Source organism: Amycolatopsis iheyensis, assembly GCF_024703995.1.
GTDB lineage: Bacteria > Actinomycetota > Actinomycetes > Mycobacteriales > Pseudonocardiaceae > Amycolatopsis > Amycolatopsis iheyensis.
In genome coordinates, this window is record NZ_JAMXQV010000006.1 from 234,151 (window position 1) to 251,067 (window position 16,917).

Sequence of the window (16,917 nt, forward strand, 5' to 3'; positions counted from 1 at the left end):
CCGGGGGTTTAGTCCTAGGTGTGCGTGCCGCCGTCGATGCGGATTTCCGTGCCCGTGATGAACTTGCCGTCGTCCGAGGCCAGCATCGCCACCACGCCCGCCACCGTCTCCGGGCCCGCCACCGGGTTGCCCACCTCCGTCGTGTGGTCCGTCGGGAGGATCGGCAGCAGCCGGCCGAACAGCGAGAAGTCCACGTCCCGCGGCAGCCAGCTCGCCGCCGAGTCGGTGATGCCGCTCTTCACGCTGCCCGGCGCGATGCTCACCGCGCGCAGTCCCTGCTTGCTGTACTCCAGCGCCAGGGAGTGCGTGAACGCCTGGATGCCGCCCTTGCTCGCGCAGTAGGCCGCCATGTACGGGTGGGCGAACGACGCCGACGTCGAGCTGAAGTTGACCACCACGCCGTGCTCCGACGCCAGCAGCGCCGGCAAGGCCGCGCGGGTCACCAGGAACGTGCCGGTCAGGTTGACCGCCAGCACCCGGTTCCACAGCTCCAATGACGTCTCGTGGGTGTGCGACGCCAGCAGGATGCCGGCCGCATTGACCAGGACGTCGAGGCCGCCGAGGGTGTCGATCGCCGAGGCGACGCCGGTGGCCACCGAGTCCTCGTCGGCCACGTCCATCGTGAGCGGCACCGAGCCGGGCAGGTCGTCGAGCCCCTTGACGTCGGCGGCGACGACCTGCGCCCCTTCCTCCAGCAGGCGGAGGGTGGTGGCCCGGCCGATGCCGGAGCCGGCACCGGTGACCAGGACCCGGCGGTCGCGCAGGCGTTCCATGGCGATCACCGTAGCCCGGAACCTAGAGCGCGGGCACCTGCTCGTCGGCGGGCGGCGGGCCCGGCGGGGTGCCGTCGCCGAACGGGCGGCCGCCCAGCTCTTCGCGGCCGTGCGGGGTCGGCCAGCCCGACACGTCCGGCCCGAGCGGCACGATCCCGGTCGGGTTCACGTTCTTGTGCACCACGTAGTAGTGCTCCTTGATCTGCGGGAAGTCGATCGTGTCGCCGAACCCGGGCGTCTGGAACAGGTCGCGGGTGTAGGCCCACAGCACCGGCAGCTCGGTCAGCTTCTGCCGGTTGCACTTGAAGTGGCCGTGGTAGACCGCGTCGAACCGGACGAGCGTGGTGAACAGCCGGACGTCGGCCTCGGTGATCGTGTCGCCGACCAGGTAGCGCTGGGTCGCGAGCCGCTCGGACAGCCAGTCGAGACGCGAGAACAGCTTGGTGTACGAGTGCTCGTACGCCTCCTGGGAGCGGGCGAACCCGCACTGGTAGACCGCGTTGTTGACGTCGGTGAACACCTTCTGGGCGACGTCGTCGATCTCGTCGCGCAGCCGGTCCGGGTACAGCTCGGGCGCGCCGTCACGGTGGTGGGCGGTCCACTCGGTGGACATGTCCAGCGTCATCTGCGCGAAGTCGTTGGTGACGACCTGGCCGCTCGGGACGTCGACGAACGCCGGCACCGTGATGCCGCGCGGGTACTCGGGGTCGCGCTTGAAGAACGCCTCCTGCAGGCGCTCGATGCCGAGCACCGGGTCCTTGCCGCCGGGGTCCAGGTCGAAGCTCCAGCTCCGCTCGTCGTGCACCGGCCCGGCGATGCCCATCGACAGCACCGGTTCGAGCCCGAGCAGCCGCCGCACGATCACCGCGCGGTTCGCCCACGGGCACGCGCGGGCGACGACCAGCCGGTAGCGGCCGGGCTCGACCGGCCAGCCGTCGCGGCCGTCGGCGGTGATCCGGTCCGGGATGTAGTTCAGGTCCCGCTTGTACTCGCCGTTGTCGCTCATGGGCTCCTCAGCAGTCGTCGGTCGGGGGAGTGGCGTCCAGGGCGGCGGCCAGCCGGGCCAGCACCGGCCCGGCGGTGCGGATGTCCTCGGCGCTCAGGTGGTCGAACACCGAAGCCCGCACGCGGGCGAGGTGGCCCGGGTAGGCCGCCTCCAGTCTGGCCAATCCGGCGGCGGTCAGCACGGCGTTGGAGGCGCGCCCGTCTTCGGCGCACTTGCGCTTCTCGACCAGGCCACGGCGGGTGAGGTCGTCGACGACCCGGCTGATCCGGCTCAGCGACAGCCCGGTGGTCGTGGCCAGCGCCGAGATGCGGAGCAGGTGGTCGGGCGCTTCGGACAGCGCGACCAGCACTCCGTAGTCGGTGATCGCGAGGCCGGTCTCGGGCAGGAACTGGTCTTCCAGGGCTCGGGGCAGCGCGGTCGTGATCCGCATCAGGGATCGCCAGAACGGGGCTTCGTCGGGGTCGAGCGCGGACAGTTCACCCATACCGGCGAGTGTAGGCGAAAGCTTGCTTGCGCAACCAGTCAAAATGAGTACAGTGTCGTTGAGCCCTCAACCACTGGGGGTCGCCACCTAGAGGAGAGAAACCAGCATGACCAGCGCGACCACCTACCCCCAGCTGACCGGTGAGTACACCCTGGACGCCGCCCACTCGCGGATCGGGTTCGTCGCCCGGCACGCCATGGTGACCAAGGTGCGCGGCAGCTTCAACGAGTTCACCGGCGCCGCGACGATCGACGGGGACGCCCCGGAGAAGTCCTCGGTCCAGGTCACGATCCAGGCCCACAGCATCGACACCCGCAACGCCGACCGCGACGGTCACCTGAAGAGCAACGACTTCCTGTCGATGGACGAGTACCCGCAGATCACCTTCACCTCGACCGAGATCAAGCAGACCGGCGAGACCTCGTTCGACGTGACCGGCGACCTGACGATCAAGGACGTCACCCGTTCGGTCAGCATCCCGTTCGAGTTCGAGGGCTCCGCCAAGGACCCGTTCGGCAACGACCGGATCGGCTTCGAGGGCTCCACCACGGTCAGCCGCAAGGACTACGGCATCACCTGGAACGCCGCGCTCGAGACGGGCGGCGTGCTGGTGAGCGACAAGGTCACCCTCGAGTTCGAGATCTCCGCGATCAAGAACGCCTGACTTCGGGAGCGGGAGCCGGGGTCAGCCCCGGTTCCCGCTCGCCCGCAGGTTCTCGATCCCGACGTCGAGCGCCGCTTCGAGGTGATCGACGCGGCCGGTCGAGAGCATCACCACCACGCCGCCCTGCAGGCCCGCCAGCAGGGCGGCGGCGGTGCGTCCGGCGTCGAGGTCCGCGGCCACCTCGCCGGCCTCCTGCATCCGGCGGATGCCCGCGGTGATCTCGTCCTGCCAGCGCCGCAGCATTTGGCTCACCACTTTCTGCGCGCCCGGCGTCGCCCGGCCGAGCTGGGAGATCAGGACGTTGAGCGGGCAGAACTGGCCGCGCGTCCGGTAGTGCGAGACGACCGTGTCGCGCCAGCGCCGCCACGCAGCCCAGGAATCCAGCTCACCCAGCTGCGGCTGCTGCACCGCGAGGACCTGGCCGGCTTCGAACTCCGCGACGGCGAGCAGCAGCGCTTCCTTGCCTTCGGGGAAGTAGTGGAAGAGCTGGCTCTTGCTGGTCCCGGTCCGCGCCCGGACGTCGTCGAGCGTCGTGACGGCGACGCCGCGCTCACGGATCTCCGCCGCGGCGCCTTCGATGATCCGCTGCCGGGTCGCGGCGCCCTTGGCGGTCAGCTTTGGACTCACAGGTCCACATTAAACCGGTGTCGCCGGGGCGGGCCGGACGGGACAATCCCGGCATGTCCACGCTCGCGCCGTTCCCGGTCCTGGCGCTGGTCGCCGCGGTCTCGGGTGCGGTCACGGCGTGGCTGCTCGCGCGCCGGGCCCGGCCGGCCGAAGTGAGCCCCGCACCCGGGTTCGCCGGCTCCGAGACCGAACGGAAGACCTACGCCGAGGAGCGCGCGACCCGGCTGGCCGGGCTGCGTGAGTTCGCCGAGCTCGCGGACCGGGACCCGTCGGCGCGCCAGGACTTCGTCGACCGGTTGTTCGTCGAGCTCGAGCACGGGTGGCGCGAGACCGGCACCTGGCCGGCCGAGCTCTGGCCGCTGTTGCTGGCGCGCCTGCGCCCGGCGTCGCCGCGGTTCTGGCCGGAGATCGACCTCCACCCCCGGTCGGTTTCGCTGATCGGCGCCGACCTGCGGGGCTGCGTGGTCCGCAACGCGATCTTCCACGACGTGTACTTCTTCGGCGACGCCCGCTTCGACGGCGCGGTGTGCACCGGGCTGGCAAGCTTCAGGGGTTGCCGGTTCGCACGGCACGCGTACTTCCGCGGCACGCGGTTCGAGACGGGCGCCGACTTCGGGACGACCACGTTCACCGGGACGGCGGCGTTCACCGGCGCGCGCACGGACGGCGAGACGTGGTTCGACGGAGCACGCTTCTCGGCCCGCACCGACTTCGACGAGATCCGGTTCGCCGACACCTCGTTCGCGGGCGCGGGCTTCGCCGGCCGGACGTCGTTCCGCGACGCCCGTTTCGACGAGGCGTTCTTCGGTGGCGCGCGGTTCGGCGGGCATGCCGACTTCACCGGGGCCGCGGCCGAACGGTTCCGGTTCGCGGGGGCGAGTGCTCGCACCGACGTCCACCTGCGCCGTAAGTGGCCCATGGGGTGGTCGCTTGGCCCGGTTCGTGCGTGCAGGCCGGGGGAGTGGGCGGAGGTGCGCGCCGGTCAGTGAGGTGCGTTGCGGGCGTATTCGGTCAGTGCGCTGCGGTTCTGCAGGTTCGACTTCGCCATCAGGCTGGCCACGTGCTTCTCCACCGTCCGCGGGGAGATGTGCAGGCGGCGGGCGATGTCCTTGTTGCCCATGTTGTCCGCCAGCAGCTGCAGCACCTCGTACTCGCGAACCGTCACCCCGGCCGAGCGCAGCCCGGCCGGCAGGCGGTCCGAGCCCGTGCGGCGCTGGCCGACCGGGGCGCCGATCTTGCGCAGCAGGCCGCGGCAGGCGCTCGCCACCGCCGTCACGTCGGCCTGGTGGAAGAACTCCTCGGCCTCCTTCAGCCACGTCACCGGGTCGCCCCAGCCGTCGGCCGCCGCGGCTTCCGCCACCATGCGCAGGCCCAGGTGCCTGCTCACCGGGAACGGGGCCGCCGCCTCGATCGCCGCCGCCACCGCTTCGTCCGCGAGGTCCGGGGCGCCCGCGCGGCCGTGGTGGACCGCGTCGCCGAGCAGGACGAACTGGCGGTTCCAGCGCATACCGCTCACCGCCGCCGGGGGGCGGTCCGGGCGGGCCGCGCCGTCGAGCGCCTCGGCCAGCAGCCGCAAGCCGTGCTGACCCGCGAGGTGGAAACGGCTCGGCTGACGTTCCTCCAGGGCCAGGACCTGCGCCAGTTCGCGGCGGGCGCGTTCGGCGTCCTCCTCCAGCAGCGAGCAGAACACCTGCGCCAGCCCGACGCTCAGCACCAGCTCCTGCGCGCTGGTGCCGCCTTCGGCGCGGAAGTCCTCCAGCGCGCGCTCCATCCGCGGCCGGTCGGCCTGGTGGGCGGCCACCATCGCCCGCGTCATGTGCGTGTACTGCAGCAGCGCGACCAGCCGGAGCCGGCCGAGCACCGCGAGGTTTTCGTCGAGGATCTTCTCGGCGTGGGCGAACTCGCCGCGCATCACCGCGTGCACCGCGCGGCTCGCGTCGACCGCGCACGTCAGCGTGATGGCGCCGGTGCGCTGGGCTTCGGCGCGGGCCAGGTCGAACGTGCGGACGTCGCCCTCTGCGAGCATCCGGTGCCCGCCGAGACGGACCAGGACCTGGGTGCGCAGGTGGGTCAGCTGGTGGCGTTCGGCCAGCCGCCGGGCCAGCTGCAGGTACCGCTCGGCCTCCGCCAGGTCGGTCTCCAGCGCCACCATCCCGAGCACCTGCAGCGCCTGGCACGAAACGAACGGGACGCCGGCGCGCTCGGCCACCTGCCACGCCTGCTCGGCCAGCTCGCGCGCGCGTTCGGTGTGCGCCGGGCCCGGGATGTCCAGCCACAGCGTTGCTTCGACGGCGTCGAGGCCGGCCTTCTGCTCTTCGGTCATCTCGCCGCCGAGCGGCGCGCGGGCCTGTTCGATCTGGTTGAGGCACTCGTCGTGCCGGCCGCCGATGTAGGCCGCCCACGCCAGCTGGATGTGCAGGTCGACCGCCCGCTCCAGGCGCCCGATTTCGGCGAAGCGGGCGGAAAACTCGACGGCCCGGTCGAACTGCCCGGTCTGCCCGAGCGCGTGCAGCAGCGACTCCAGCGCGTCGGCGCGGTCGTCGGGGCTCGCCGTGCCCATCAGCTCGACGGCGCGGGTCAGCATCGTCACCGCCGTGTCGGCCGCGCCGCCGTCGAGGGCACGGCGGCCGGCGTCGGCGAACAGCCGCGCGGCGCCCGGGTGGTCCATCGCCGTCAGCCGCAGGGCAGCGGCCAGCGCGCACAGTTCGCCGGGCAGGCCGGGGTGCAGCAGCTCGACGGCGTCCGCGGCCCGGCGCGCCAGGTTCGCCTTCGTCGAGGGCACGAGCCGGGCCAGCAGCGCCTCGGCGGTGAGCGGGTGGCGGAAGGCGTACCAGCCGGGCGTGGTCTCGTCGGTGGTGACCAGGTGCGCGGCGACGCTCGCGCTGATGTGGTTGTGCAGCATGCGATCGTCCATGTCGGTGACCGCCTGCACGACCGACAGCGGGAACCGCCGGCCCAGCACGGCGGCCACGGAAAGCAGCGTCTCGCCGTCCGTGCCGAGCGCGTCGACCCGGGCGGCGATGCTGCTGATCAGGGCCTCCGGCACGCGGGCCTGCAGCTCCCCGACGACCTGCCAGCCGTGCGCGCCGCCGACGAGCAGGCCGTCGCTGACCATGCCGTGCAGCAGCTCTTCGACGACGAACGGCACGCCCTCGCTGTTCTGCCACAACAGGTTCGCGACGGGTGAGGGCACCGCCGCCGGTTCGGTCTCCAGGCAGGCGGCGGCGAACTCGCGGGTGCGCTCGGCGTCGAGCCGGGTCAGTTCGAAGGTGTGGCTGGCCGAGCGCTGCGAAGCCGCGGTCGCGAGCCGCAGCGCCTCGCCGGGCTCGTTGCGCAGGGTGCCGATCAGCATGACCCGGCTGGAGGCCAGGTTGTCGACGAGGTACTCGACGATGAACAGGGTTTCCGCGTCGGCGTTGTGCAGGTCCTCCAGCACGATCAGGCAGCCGGTCTCGCGGCCGGCGACCGACAGCAGCCGGAACACCGCCTCGGCGAGGACGAGCAGGTTGCCGTTGTCGTGCGGGCGGTCGCCGCGGTACCAGTCGGGCACGAGCCGGGCGAGCACCGGGACCAGGGGGTCGAGCTCGGGCGCCGCGGGCGGGTGGCCGCCGCGGAAGTGGGAGAGCAGCGCCTCGGCCAGCGGCCGGAACGGCACCATCGGGCCGATCGAGCTGGCCCGTCCGCGCAGCACCGGGAGCCCGGTCGCCAGTGCCCGCGCGGCGATGTCGGCGGCGAGGCGGGACTTTCCGATCCCGCCCTCGCCGACAAGGAAGAAGGCCCCACCGTGGTCGGTGCGGGCCTTCTCCAGAGCCTGGGACAGCGCGCCGAGCTCCCAGTCGCGCCCGATCAGGCGCGTCGAACGGATGCCCATCGCGGTCACTATATCCGGCCGGGCGGCCGACGAGCGTAGGTCGAATTACCGACGCCGTGATCTTCTCACTATTCGGCGAAGGCGCCCGTGACGACCGTGATGTCCATCGTGGTCAAGGAGTTCTGGCTCATCCGCGCGGCCTTGCCGGACAACGCGTGGTTGCGCGCGCCCGTCCGGGCCGACGTCGGGAGGGTCAAGTCGCCGATCGGGTTGTCCGTGCCGGCGAGGTCGTGCTCGGTCATGCGGGTGGCTCCACTCTCGGTAGTCGCGGTGGGGAAGGGGGAGTTATTCGGAAACGGCGAGGGTGAAGACCGGCGTGATGTCGAGGGTGCTCGGGTTGACCTCGCTCAGCCTCGGGGCGCGGCCGGTCAGGGCGCGGTTGCGGGCCCCGGTGCGGGTCGAGGACGGGAGGGTCAGGTCGCCGACGGGGTTGTCCGTGCCGGTGAAGTCGTGCTCGCTCATGGGTGTGCTCCAGTCTGGGGTGCGGGGAGGTGGGGGAAGAGGTCAGAGAGCGAAGGTGCCGTTGGTGACGACGGTCGGCGAACCGAGCGTGTCGAGCGTGACGCCGGAGAGCCGGGGCCGGGTGCCCGCCAGCGCCTGGTTGCGGGCGCCGGCGCGGTTGGCCCGCGGGAGCACCAGGGCGCCGACGGTGGCTTCGGCGGTCTCGGTCGTGGTTTCGCGCATCTGCTGTTCTCTCCTAGTGAGGTGGGGCGGGTCCGGATCAGCGGGTCGGGGGTTGCAGGAGCAGGGCGGACGGGACGCGGGGGCCGAAGCCCAGGCGCAGCAGGCCGTAGCCGATCCCGGCCAGGCCGGTCAGCAGGCCGGGGGAAGGGACGCCGTCGGGGGTGCCGCAGCGCGCGCCGTCCTGTTCGACGGCAGTCAGCAGCAGCCCGGTGCGGGTGGCGAGCGCGGCTTCCGCGCCGGCGTGGCCGGTCTCGGCGAGCACGCCGAGGACGTCGGTGATGCCGGTTTCGCCGTGGCAGAGCGACAGGTCGCGCAGGGGTTCCTGGGCGGCGAGGCGCCGGACCTGCTCGTCGAGCCCACCGAGCACGTCGGGGTCGCCGGCGTAGGCGAGCACCTGGCCGGCCAGGCCGGAGCACCAGCCGTGCCCGGTCGCGGCCTTCGCGGGCGGCAGCGTCGCGGTTTCGCGCGGGTGCCCGGACAGGGCCCAGTCGACGCCGGCCGCGCCGTGCGCGAACCCGGGGTCGGCGAGGTCGGGGTCGATGGACCGGCTCGCGAGCTCGGCGGCGTAGGCGCCGGCCAGCACGGTGGCGAGCTCGAGGCCGGTCTGGCCGGCGATCGAGCGCAGCGCCACCAGGCCGCCGGCCAGCCCGGTGGTGAACCGCGGGGACGTCCGCGGTGTCGGGGCCGGCATCACCGCGACGGTGCGGGCGCACAGGTCCAGCAGGTCGGGGCGGTCGAGCAGGCGCGCGAGCCGGGCCGCGGCGTAGGCGACGCCGCCGAGCCCGAGCAGGCCGCCCGGCCCGGCCGCCTCGGCGAGGTCCGGGTCGGCTTCGAGCGCGGCCACCAGCGACGGCAGCCCGGAAAGCGCCTTCCCGGCCAGGTCCCGGTAGCGGTCGATGCCGGTCAGCTCGGCGAGCTGCGCGAGGAACAGCGCCACCCCGGGGTAGCCCTCGCCGAGCCCGCCGCCCATCGGCAGCACGGTCCAGTACTTCTCGTCGACGAGCTCCAGCCCGACCCAGTTGACGCGCCCGCCGCTCGTGCAGGCGCGGGCGATGATGGCGTCGGCGACCCCGCACGCGGCCGAAAGCAGGTGCGCGGGCTCCGGGGTCTTGCTGGGCAGGATGCCGTCGCTGACCCCGCTCCCGGTGTGCGTCTCGGCGGCCGGCCGGGTGGCCAGCGCGGCCGAGATCAGCCACTCCTGGTCGCGGCGGTCGATGGTGGTCATGCCGGCGACCTTCGCCCGCACCGACGCCAGCGGCGTGGCGCCGAGCAGGCCCGGCAGCCGGTTGCCCTCGGTGTCCCAGACGTCGGCGGAACCGGGCTCCCCGGTGAACATCGGGACGTCGCCGGCCCACAGGTCGGTCAGCTCGGCGGCGACCAGCGCGCGGCGGACGTCGTCGGTGCTGTCGTCGTGCAGCAGCTCGAACGCCTCGTCGCGCGCGGCCGCGTCGGCCAGCAGCGATGGGTGCGTGGTCTCGTCGAGCAGCCGCGTGTAGAAGCTGGTGGGACGGACCAGGACGCGGATCCCCGCGCCGGCGCAGCTTTCCAGCAGGGCGGCGAACTCGGTCGCGGCGGCGGCGATCGCGTCGTACCCGGCGCGGAACCCGGCCAGCAGCGCGGCGCCGTGTTCGGCCGGCTCGACGTCGACGCCGCCGAGGGTCGGCCGGTTGACGCCGGTCCCGACGCCGCCGGGCACGCGCACCAGCCGCATCCGGTCGGTGCCGGCGTCGAGCCAGTCGACGCGCTCGAGCGCCGGGGCCGCCGCGCGGCCGCCGCCGAGCCCGGAGATGTCGACCGCGCCGTGCTCGCCGACGAGCATCTGCGGCAGCAGCATCGTCCGGTGCACCGAGCGGGCGAGCAGGTCGGCGGCCGGGTCGGCGTCGGTGCCGCCGGCCGGCAGCACCGGCTGGAACAGCGTCTCGATGTCGATCAGCACCGGCTGGTCACCGGCCGCGATGATGTTCTCGAAGTGCACGTCGGTGCCGTCGAGGGCGTGCAGCAACGCGAGCAGCACACCTTGGCGGCGGTAGAAGCGGTCCACCTCGGTGAGGTCGCCGCACGGCCGGTGCTCGACGAACCGCAGCCAGCCGTAGCCGGGCCGGGTCAGCACGTCGACGGTCTCCAGCGCCAGGCCGGGAACGCGCGGGTTGAGCCAGCCGACCAGCGCGGTGAACGCCGTGTGCAGGTCGAGCGGGCGCGGCTTGTAGACCACCCGGGCGCCTCCGGCGAACCGGAGTTCGCGGACCGAGCGGCCGCGCTGGTGGGCGTCGCCGGTGCCGCCGCTGATCTCGACCAGCGCGCCGGGGTCGGTCCCGACGAACGCGGCGAGGGCGACGCGGTCGGCGTCGAACCGGCTCAGCAGCTCGGTGACCGCGGCGATGGCGTGCAGCGACGCCTGCGCGGCGAGCCGCGCGAGCACCGGGTAGCGGTGCAGCAGGTCGGTCAGCCCCGCCGTGGTGCCGGTCCGCCGCACGAAGGCGGCGAAGCGCTCTTCGCCGGTTTCGCCGGCGAGGACTCCCTTGTGCCGCGCCCGGCCGAGCTCCAGCACGAGCGTGCGGGCGGCGAGCCCGGCGAGCTGGTGGCCGAGCTGAGCGGCGCAGCCGTTCGCGACCGAAGTGGCGTCGACGGCGGAGGAACCCGCTGCTGCAGCCGTGATCGCGACCCGGGCCGCGTCGGTGAAGGGCCGGAACACCCCGGCGAACGCCGTCCGCCAGCCGTCGCTTTCACGTGAAAGCTCCGCCCCCTGGACGGCACTTTCACGTGAAAGTGCCGCTTCGGCGAAGTCGACCCACGTGGGGCGGGTCGGGCCGGTCCGCTCCTGCGGGGTCAGCCCGGCCGCCCACCAGGTGGGCGGGAGCGTCGTGGTCGCCGGGTTCGGCTGCGGGGGAATCACGGGATCGAGCATGCCAGCGGGTGACGCGGGCCACATGGGGGTGCTGCGCCCGCATTCCCGCCCCGGATGGGGGCGTTCTGGGGGCGCATGGGGGCTCGGGTGGGGAAACGCCTGGTCGCGGAGTGGGGGACTGGGCCGTTCGGCGGGCGTGGTTGCGCCGTCCGACGGGCGGGCCGGCTGGGGGCGCGAAGGCGTCCTCCCCCATGCGGGGCACCCCCGCCACACCGGACACCGCGTTCGCGCGCGCGGCCGCGACGCCCGCGCGCGAGGCGGGCTCCGGTGCGGGACCGGCGGGGGAATGCGGGGCCGCCGCACCCATGTGCGCCGGGCGCCGGCCGATGACGATTCGTCGTGAGAAGTTCGCGGCCCGCACCGCGGACGTTCCCCGAACGCACAGGGAGCGACGCACGATGACCACCTTCCAGATCGAGCAGACCCCGGACCGGCCCGCCGTGTCCGCGGGGCCCCCGCTGAAGTTCGTCCTGTCCAGCGTCCAGTCCGACTCGCACATGTGGAACCTCGTCGCCCTCCAGCTGATCATGGAGGAGATGGGCCACGAGGTGGTCAACCTCGGCGCCTGCGTCCCGGTCGAGCGGCTGCTGACCGCCTGCCGCGACGAGCGGCCGGACTGCCTGGTGCTCAGCACCGTCAACGGCCACGGCCACGTCGACGGCGCCCGGGTGATCTCCGCACTGCGCGCCGACGCCGTCCTGGCCGGGCTGCCCGCCGTGATCGGCGGCAAGCTGGGCGTCCACGGCGACGCGAACAGCGCGCTCGAAGCCGAGCTGCTGGCGCTGGGTTTCGACGCGGTCTTCCACGTCGGCGCCGGCGACTCCGGCCAGGCGATCGAGTCCTTCCGCGAGTTCGTCGCCGCGAACATCCGGACCTTGCGGTGACCGCTGCCCGGTCGGTGTTCAGCGCGTTCGTGGCCGAGCACCGCCGTCGCCGGACGCTCGTCGTCCAGCCGCGGATGGGGTTCTCCGACCCGGCCGCGATGCGCCGCGGGCTGCGCGCGGTGGCCGGGGCCGGTGTCCCGGCGGTCGGCACCGTGACGCTCGACAGCTACACCCGCACCGGGCAGCACGACCTCGCCGCGATGTCCGTCCAGTCCGGGGTCCCGCTCAACGGCTACCCGCTGGTGGCGCTGGGCCCGGCCGCCGCGGCCGAGCTCGTCGCGGACCTGCCGGGCTTCCCCGTCCAGGTGCGGCACGGCTCGGCGCAGCCGGAAGACATCTTCGCGGTGATGCTCGAAGCCGGCCTCGACGCCTCCGAAGGCGGGCCGGTGTCCTACTGCCTGCCCTACAGCAGCGTGCCGCTGCGGACGGCGGCGAAGTCGTGGTCGCGTTCGGCGTCGCTGCTCGCCGGGCAAGCGGTCGACTGCCACCTGGAGAGCTTCGGCGGCTGCATGCTCGGTCAGCTGTGCCCGCCGGGTCTGCTCGTCGCGCTGTCGGTGCTGGAGTGCCTGTTCTTCGCCGAGCACGGCGTGCGCAGCGTCTCGGCCAGCTACGCGCAGCAGACCAGCCCCGAGCAGGACGCCGAAGCGCTGTGGGCGATGCGGCGGCTGTGCGAAGAAGAACTGGCGGGCGTCGACCACCACGTCGTGCTCTACACCTACATGGGGTTGTTCCCCGAGTCCGCGGCCGGGGCGCGGGAGCTGGTCGCCGAGAGCGTCCGGCTGGCGGTGCGCACCGGCACCGAGCGGCTGATCGTCAAGACGACCGCCGAAGCGCACCGGATCCCGACCGTCGAGGAGAACGTCTCGGCGCTGCGGCTGGCGCACGCCACGGCGCTGGAGGGGCACGCGATGGCCGCGCCGCCCGGCGACTCCGAGGTCTACGCCCAGGCCCGGCACCTCGTCGACGAGGTGCGCTCGCTCGCCCCGACGCTGGCCGAGGCGCTGCCGGCGGCGTTCGAACGCGGCCTGCTCGACGTCCCCTACTGCCTGCACCCCGACAACGGCGGTGAAACGCGGTGCGTGCTCGACGACGAAGGCCGCCTGCAGTGGTGGCACACCGGCCGGATGCCGTTGCCGCCCGCGCTGGGCGGCCGCCGCGGCCGCGAGCGGGTCAGCGCGACCCGGCTGCTCGCCGACCTGTCCTACCACCGCCGACGGCTCGACCCGGTCCTGTCCTGATCCGCCCGACCCGCTGGGAGTGAGACACATGCAGTACACCGATCCGCCGGACCCGCGCACCCACCTGACGTCGGCGACCACGCGGCACGTGCTGGGCCTGCAGCACAAGCTGCTCACCGAGGCCCGCGCGTTCCTCGGCGCCCGCGGCTTCACCGAGCTGCTGCCGCCGGTGATCGGCCCGGTCACCGACCCGGGCGGCCGCGGCGCGAAGCAGGTGGACGTCGACTTCTACGGCCACCGCTACAAGCTGATGACCAGCGCGATCCTCTACAAGCAGGCGTCGCTGCTGGGCTTTTCGAAGATCTTCTACGTCGCGCCGAACGTGCGGCTGGAGCCGTTGGAGACGGCGAACACGAGCCGCCACCTGGCCGAGTTCCACCAGCTCGACGTCGAGGTCGCCGGCGCGTCCCGCGACGACGTGCTCGACCTGCTGCAGGACCTGGTTTCGCACGTGGTGCGCCGGGTCGTCGAGGACGCGGGCGACGTGCTGGAGGCACTCGGCCGCGACTCGGGCGCGTTCACCGACCTGCTGGGCGGCGCGTTCGGCCGGCTGTCGCACGCGACCGCCGTCGAGACGCTGCGCGAGCTCGGGCACCCGCAGAGCGCGGACGCCGAGATCGACTGGGCGGGCGAAGCCATGCTGTCGGAGAAGCACGCCCGGCCGTTCTTCCTGGTCGACTACCCGAAGGGCTCGCGCGGGTTCTACGACCGCGAAAGCACCTCGACGCCCGGGGTGCTGCGCAACTTCGACCTGATCGCGCCCGAGGGCTACGGCGAGCTGTGCAGTGGCAGCGAGCGCGAGCACGACTACGGCCGGATCGTCACGCGGATGCGCGAGACGGGGGAGAACCCGGCGAAGTACGCCTGGTACCTCGACCTGGTGCGCACCGGGATCCCCGCGAGCGCCGGCTTCGGGCTGGGTGTGCAGCGGTTCACCCGGTACGTCGCCGGCCTGGACGCGGTGTGGCAGGCGACGGCCTTCCCGAAGCTGCCGGGGGTGGTCTCGCCGTGACGGAGTTGCGGGCCTCCGGTTTCCCCGTCGACCAGGTCCGGGAGCGGGCCCGGTCCGGTGCCGCGGCGGTGTTCCCCGCGGCTTCTTCCTACGGGACTTCCTTGTTCGGCGCGGCTACTGCGGCGTCTTCGGACGTCTTGGAGTCGGCGCGGCTGGTGCCGCCGGTGTTCGTGCCGCGGCGGCTGGAGAAGCTGATCGAGCTGGGCCGCGAGCCGCTGTACGGCGACGTCTCGCTGTCGACGTCGATCGGCGGGTTCGCGTCTTCACTGCCGCTGTACCTGTCGGCGTTCGGCTCGACGCAGGTGGCGGGCGACGGACTCGGCGCGGCGGCCGCGGCGCAGGCGGCCGCGCTCGGGATCCCGATGGTGGTCGGCGAGAACGTCGTGCCGGTGCACGGCCACGGCCGGACGGGCGGCCCGTCGGCGGGCACGCTGCTGGAGCGCCTGCGCGCGTACGGCGACGCGATCCCGGACGGCTTGGGTGGCGTGGTCGTGCAGCAGAGCACGGAGGACGCCGACGCGGAGGTCTGGAACCTCGTGTACTCGGACCCGTCGGCGGCCCCGCTGCTGGACTCCGGGCGGCTGGCGTTCGAGCTGAAGGTCGGACAGGGCGCGAAGCCCGGGCTCGGCGGGATGACGCTGGTTTCGCCGTCCGCCGCCGCTTCGCTCGCTTCTCTCTACGCGGTGGATCTGCCCCTGGGTGCTTCGGTGCTGCGGAGCAGCTCGCCCGGGACGTTCACGCCGGAGATCCTGCGGCAGCAGATCCGCTTGATGCGCAACAACTTCCCGCGCGCCGGGGTGTGGGTGAAGCTGCCCCCGGGCCGCGACGTCGCTTCGGCGGCTTCGGTGGCGTGGGAAGCCGGCGCGGACGCGGTGACCGTCGACGGCGCCGAGGGCGGTTCGGGCTGGGCGCCGTCGTCGTTCGCTTCGGTCGGGCTCCCGCTGGCGGAGTGCCTGTCCCGCATCGGCACGCCGGCGGGTTGCCTGCTGGCTTCGGGCCGGATGTGGGAAGGCACGCGGGTCGCCAAGGTGCTGGCGCTGGGCGCGCGGGCGGCCGGGCTGGGCCGGGCGGCGTTGCTGGCGGTGGACACGGACCCGGATTTCGGGCTGGTGCGGTTCGTGGAGGCGCTGGCGTTGGAGCTGCGGATGCTGATCAGCGCGCTGGGTCTGTACCAGGCGGATGCGTTGACGCGGGAGGACGTGTGGTTCCCGGGGGCGCCGGCGCGGGTGGCGGAAGAGGTGCTGTCGTGACGGCGGTGGAGGAACCGCGCGCGGCGGCGAAGTCCGGGTCGGCCGGCGCTGGAACCGGTGCCGCGGCAGCCGAGCCCAAGACGGCGGTTACTGCGGCCGGATCGCGAGCCCTTCCCACCCCCTTCCTCGGCCTGGTCCTGGCCATGGGACTGTCCTCCTTCGGCGACGCGGTCTGGCTCATCGCCCTCTCCGTCACGCTCGTCGGCACCGCCGGGCCCGCGCTCGCCGGTGTCGTCCTCGCCCTGGGCTCGCTCCCCAAGGTCCTCACCCTCCTCGTCGGCGGCGCGGTCGCCGATCGGACCGGGCCGCGGCGCGTGCTCGTCACCACCGATCTCGTCCGGGCCGGGGCCATGCTCGGCGGAGCCGCCGCCGTGCTGCTGGCCGGACCCTCCGTTCCGCTGCTCGCCGGGCTGATCGTCGTCATGGCCGTCGCCAGTGCCTTCTTCATCCCGGCCTCCGACGCACTGCGGCCGAACCTGCTGCCGCCCGAACACCTCGTGCGGGGCAACGCCGTCTACCTGGCCGGAGTGCGTGGGGGACAGGCGGCGGGTGGGGCGCTCGGGTCGTGGCTGGCCGGGCTCGGGGGGCTCGTCACCGTCGCCGTCGTCAACGGTGTCAGCTTTCTCGTCTCCGCCCTCGCCGCCGGGAACACCAAGACGCTGACCAGCAACGAACCCCGGGAGCGCGTCAAGGTCCGGCAGCTCGCGAAGGACGTCGGCGAAGGCTGCCGGTACGTCGCGAGCCGGCCCGCGCTGCGGACCGCCATGATCGTCACCGGGCTGCTCGAGCTCAGCGGGGCCGGGCCGATCAACCTCGGGCTCGTCCTGCTCGGCGGGAACCGCGGCGCCGGCTGGCTCCTCACCGCCATGACGCTCGGCGCTTCGCTCGCCTTCGTCGTGTCGGTCAAGTGGCCACCCCGGGAGAAGGCCGGCCGGCTCGCCACCGCCGGGCTCGCCGCGCAGGTCGGCTGTCTCGCGCTGCTGGCCACCGGGTCGCTCGTCGTCGGGATCGCCGCCTTCTTCACCCTCGGCCTCGTCGCCGGGCTCACCGCGCTCGTGCTCGTCAGCCTCGCGCAGCGGTGGGCCACCCCGGAAATGCGGGGGCGCGTGATGTCGATCCTCGCGCTGTTCACCCTCGCCGCCACCCCGGTCGGGAACCTGCTGATCGGCGTGCTGGTCGAGGCGATCGGCGTCCCGCTCACCATGCTCGCCCACGCCGCGGTCGCGCTCGTCGCGCTCGCCCTGCTCGTCGCCACCCCGGCACTCGGCCGGGCCGCCCTCACAGAGGAGAAGAAACCATGAGCAACCCCTTCGAAGACGAGAACGGCACCTTCCTCGTCCTGGTCAACGCCGAGAACCAGCACTCGCTCTGGCCGTCCACTGTGGACGTCCCGGCGGGCTGGCGGACCGTGCACGGCGAGGACACCCGCGCCGCCTGCCTCGAGTACGTCGAGCAGCACTGGACCGACCTGCGCCCGGCGAGCCTCGTCGCCGCGATGCGCTGACCCTTCCCCGCCGGC

General features: G+C 73.3%; 17 protein-coding genes. 8 read left to right on the top strand and 9 right to left on the bottom strand.

The genetic code is table 11. From position 1 onward, the window contains the following. Nucleotides 1-14: 14 nt before the first annotated feature. The 3 genes from M8542_RS13565 to M8542_RS13575 are packed head-to-tail and all read right to left on the bottom strand — an operon-like array spanning nucleotide 15 to nucleotide 2,263. Complete coding sequence (locus M8542_RS13565) at nucleotides 15-773, bottom strand: SDR family NAD(P)-dependent oxidoreductase (protein WP_257920472.1); 759 nt, start codon at nucleotides 771-773, stop codon at nucleotides 15-17. Between the two features lie 22 nt (nucleotides 774-795). Next, complete coding sequence (locus M8542_RS13570) at nucleotides 796-1,779, bottom strand: glutathione S-transferase family protein (protein WP_257920473.1); 984 nt, start codon at nucleotides 1,777-1,779, stop codon at nucleotides 796-798. Between the two features lie 7 nt (nucleotides 1,780-1,786). Then, nucleotides 1,787-2,263 carry a MarR family winged helix-turn-helix transcriptional regulator gene (locus M8542_RS13575; protein ID WP_257920474.1) on the bottom strand — a complete coding sequence of 159 codons (477 nt, stop codon included), beginning with the start codon at nucleotides 2,261-2,263 and terminating at the stop codon, nucleotides 1,787-1,789. Nucleotides 2,264-2,369: 106 nt separating this feature from the next. Here M8542_RS13575 and M8542_RS13580 point away from each other — a divergent pair, with 106 nt between their 5' ends. Next, nucleotides 2,370-2,927, top strand: a complete 558-nt coding sequence (locus tag M8542_RS13580) for a YceI family protein (RefSeq protein WP_257920475.1) — start codon at nucleotides 2,370-2,372, stop codon at nucleotides 2,925-2,927. A gap of 21 nt (nucleotides 2,928-2,948) precedes the next feature. On the opposite strand, the gene M8542_RS13585 is transcribed toward M8542_RS13580, so the two are convergent. Further along, a complete protein-coding gene (locus tag M8542_RS13585; RefSeq protein WP_257920476.1) occupies nucleotides 2,949-3,554 on the bottom strand; it encodes a TetR/AcrR family transcriptional regulator in 606 nt (201 codons plus the stop codon). 53 nt (nucleotides 3,555-3,607) lie between these two features. On the opposite strand from M8542_RS13585, the gene M8542_RS13590 reads away from it, so the two are divergent. Then, a complete protein-coding gene (locus M8542_RS13590) occupies nucleotides 3,608-4,543 on the top strand; it encodes a pentapeptide repeat-containing protein (RefSeq protein ID WP_257920477.1) in 936 nt (311 codons plus the stop codon). Here M8542_RS13590 and M8542_RS13595 read toward each other — a convergent pair. From M8542_RS13595 to M8542_RS13615, 5 genes are all read right to left on the bottom strand, one after another. Next, nucleotides 4,537-7,425, bottom strand: coding sequence for a helix-turn-helix transcriptional regulator (locus M8542_RS13595; RefSeq protein WP_257920478.1), 2,889 nt, complete (start codon nucleotides 7,423-7,425; stop codon nucleotides 4,537-4,539). The genes M8542_RS13590 and M8542_RS13595 overlap by 7 nt on opposite strands. 68 nt (nucleotides 7,426-7,493) lie before the next feature. Then, nucleotides 7,494-7,667 carry a hypothetical protein gene (locus M8542_RS13600; protein WP_257920479.1) on the bottom strand — a complete coding sequence of 58 codons (174 nt, stop codon included), beginning with the start codon at nucleotides 7,665-7,667 and terminating at the stop codon, nucleotides 7,494-7,496. 43 nt (nucleotides 7,668-7,710) lie between these two features. Further along, nucleotides 7,711-7,887, bottom strand: a complete 177-nt coding sequence (locus tag M8542_RS13605) for a hypothetical protein (RefSeq protein WP_257920480.1) — start codon at nucleotides 7,885-7,887, stop codon at nucleotides 7,711-7,713. Nucleotides 7,888-7,929: 42 nt separating this feature from the next. After that, nucleotides 7,930-8,109, bottom strand: coding sequence for a hypothetical protein (locus M8542_RS13610; protein ID WP_257920481.1), 180 nt, complete (start codon nucleotides 8,107-8,109; stop codon nucleotides 7,930-7,932). A gap of 37 nt (nucleotides 8,110-8,146) precedes the next feature. Beyond that, on the bottom strand, nucleotides 8,147-11,002 hold the full coding sequence (locus M8542_RS13615) for a type 2 lanthipeptide synthetase LanM family protein (protein WP_257920482.1): 2,856 nt from the start codon (nucleotides 11,000-11,002) through the stop codon (nucleotides 8,147-8,149). Between the two features lie 410 nt (nucleotides 11,003-11,412). Here M8542_RS13615 and M8542_RS13620 point away from each other — a divergent pair, with 410 nt between their 5' ends. Genes M8542_RS13620 through M8542_RS13645 form a run of 6 tightly spaced genes read left to right on the top strand, consistent with a single transcriptional unit; the run spans nucleotide 11,413 to nucleotide 16,902 of the window. Continuing rightward, nucleotides 11,413-11,898 carry a cobalamin B12-binding domain-containing protein gene (locus M8542_RS13620; RefSeq protein ID WP_257920483.1) on the top strand — a complete coding sequence of 162 codons (486 nt, stop codon included), beginning with the start codon at nucleotides 11,413-11,415 and terminating at the stop codon, nucleotides 11,896-11,898. Next, nucleotides 11,895-13,136: a methylaspartate mutase gene (locus M8542_RS13625; protein ID WP_257920484.1), complete on the top strand. Its 1,242-nt coding sequence runs from the start codon at nucleotides 11,895-11,897 to the stop codon at nucleotides 13,134-13,136. The genes M8542_RS13620 and M8542_RS13625 overlap by 4 nt, the downstream gene beginning before the upstream one ends. 28 nt (nucleotides 13,137-13,164) lie before the next feature. Next, complete coding sequence (locus tag M8542_RS13630; protein ID WP_257920485.1) at nucleotides 13,165-14,148, top strand: asparagine synthetase A; 984 nt, start codon at nucleotides 13,165-13,167, stop codon at nucleotides 14,146-14,148. After that, on the top strand, nucleotides 14,145-15,398 hold the full coding sequence (locus M8542_RS13635) for a glutamate synthase-related protein (RefSeq protein ID WP_257920486.1): 1,254 nt from the start codon (nucleotides 14,145-14,147) through the stop codon (nucleotides 15,396-15,398). Before M8542_RS13630 ends, M8542_RS13635 begins: the two co-directional genes overlap by 4 nt. Beyond that, on the top strand, nucleotides 15,395-16,699 hold the full coding sequence (locus tag M8542_RS13640) for an MFS transporter (protein WP_257920487.1): 1,305 nt from the start codon (nucleotides 15,395-15,397) through the stop codon (nucleotides 16,697-16,699). The genes M8542_RS13635 and M8542_RS13640 overlap by 4 nt, the downstream gene beginning before the upstream one ends. Then, complete coding sequence (locus M8542_RS13645) at nucleotides 16,696-16,902, top strand: MbtH family protein (protein WP_257920488.1); 207 nt, start codon at nucleotides 16,696-16,698, stop codon at nucleotides 16,900-16,902. The genes M8542_RS13640 and M8542_RS13645 overlap by 4 nt, the downstream gene beginning before the upstream one ends. The last annotated feature ends 15 nt before the right edge of the window (nucleotides 16,903-16,917 follow it).

Excerpts from the sequence above, each read along its gene's own strand:
- M8542_RS13565 (WP_257920472.1), bottom strand. The coding sequence starts at position 773 with ATGGAACGCCTGCGCGACCGCCGGGTCCTGGTCACCGGTGCCGGCTCC.
- M8542_RS13570 (WP_257920473.1), bottom strand. The coding sequence starts at position 1,779 with ATGAGCGACAACGGCGAGTACAAGCGGGACCTGAACTACATCCCGGAC.
- M8542_RS13575 (WP_257920474.1), bottom strand. The coding sequence starts at position 2,263 with ATGGGTGAACTGTCCGCGCTCGACCCCGACGAAGCCCCGTTCTGGCGA.
- M8542_RS13580 (WP_257920475.1), top strand. The coding sequence starts at position 2,370 with ATGACCAGCGCGACCACCTACCCCCAGCTGACCGGTGAGTACACCCTG.
- M8542_RS13590 (WP_257920477.1), top strand. The coding sequence starts at position 3,608 with ATGTCCACGCTCGCGCCGTTCCCGGTCCTGGCGCTGGTCGCCGCGGTC.
- M8542_RS13595 (WP_257920478.1), bottom strand. The coding sequence starts at position 7,425 with ATGGGCATCCGTTCGACGCGCCTGATCGGGCGCGACTGGGAGCTCGGC.
- M8542_RS13600 (WP_257920479.1), bottom strand. The coding sequence starts at position 7,667 with ATGACCGAGCACGACCTCGCCGGCACGGACAACCCGATCGGCGACTTG.
- M8542_RS13605 (WP_257920480.1), bottom strand. The coding sequence starts at position 7,887 with ATGAGCGAGCACGACTTCACCGGCACGGACAACCCCGTCGGCGACCTG.
- M8542_RS13610 (WP_257920481.1), bottom strand. The coding sequence starts at position 8,109 with ATGCGCGAAACCACGACCGAGACCGCCGAAGCCACCGTCGGCGCCCTG.
- M8542_RS13620 (WP_257920483.1), top strand. The coding sequence starts at position 11,413 with ATGACCACCTTCCAGATCGAGCAGACCCCGGACCGGCCCGCCGTGTCC.
- M8542_RS13630 (WP_257920485.1), top strand. The coding sequence starts at position 13,165 with ATGCAGTACACCGATCCGCCGGACCCGCGCACCCACCTGACGTCGGCG.
- M8542_RS13645 (WP_257920488.1), top strand. The coding sequence starts at position 16,696 with ATGAGCAACCCCTTCGAAGACGAGAACGGCACCTTCCTCGTCCTGGTC.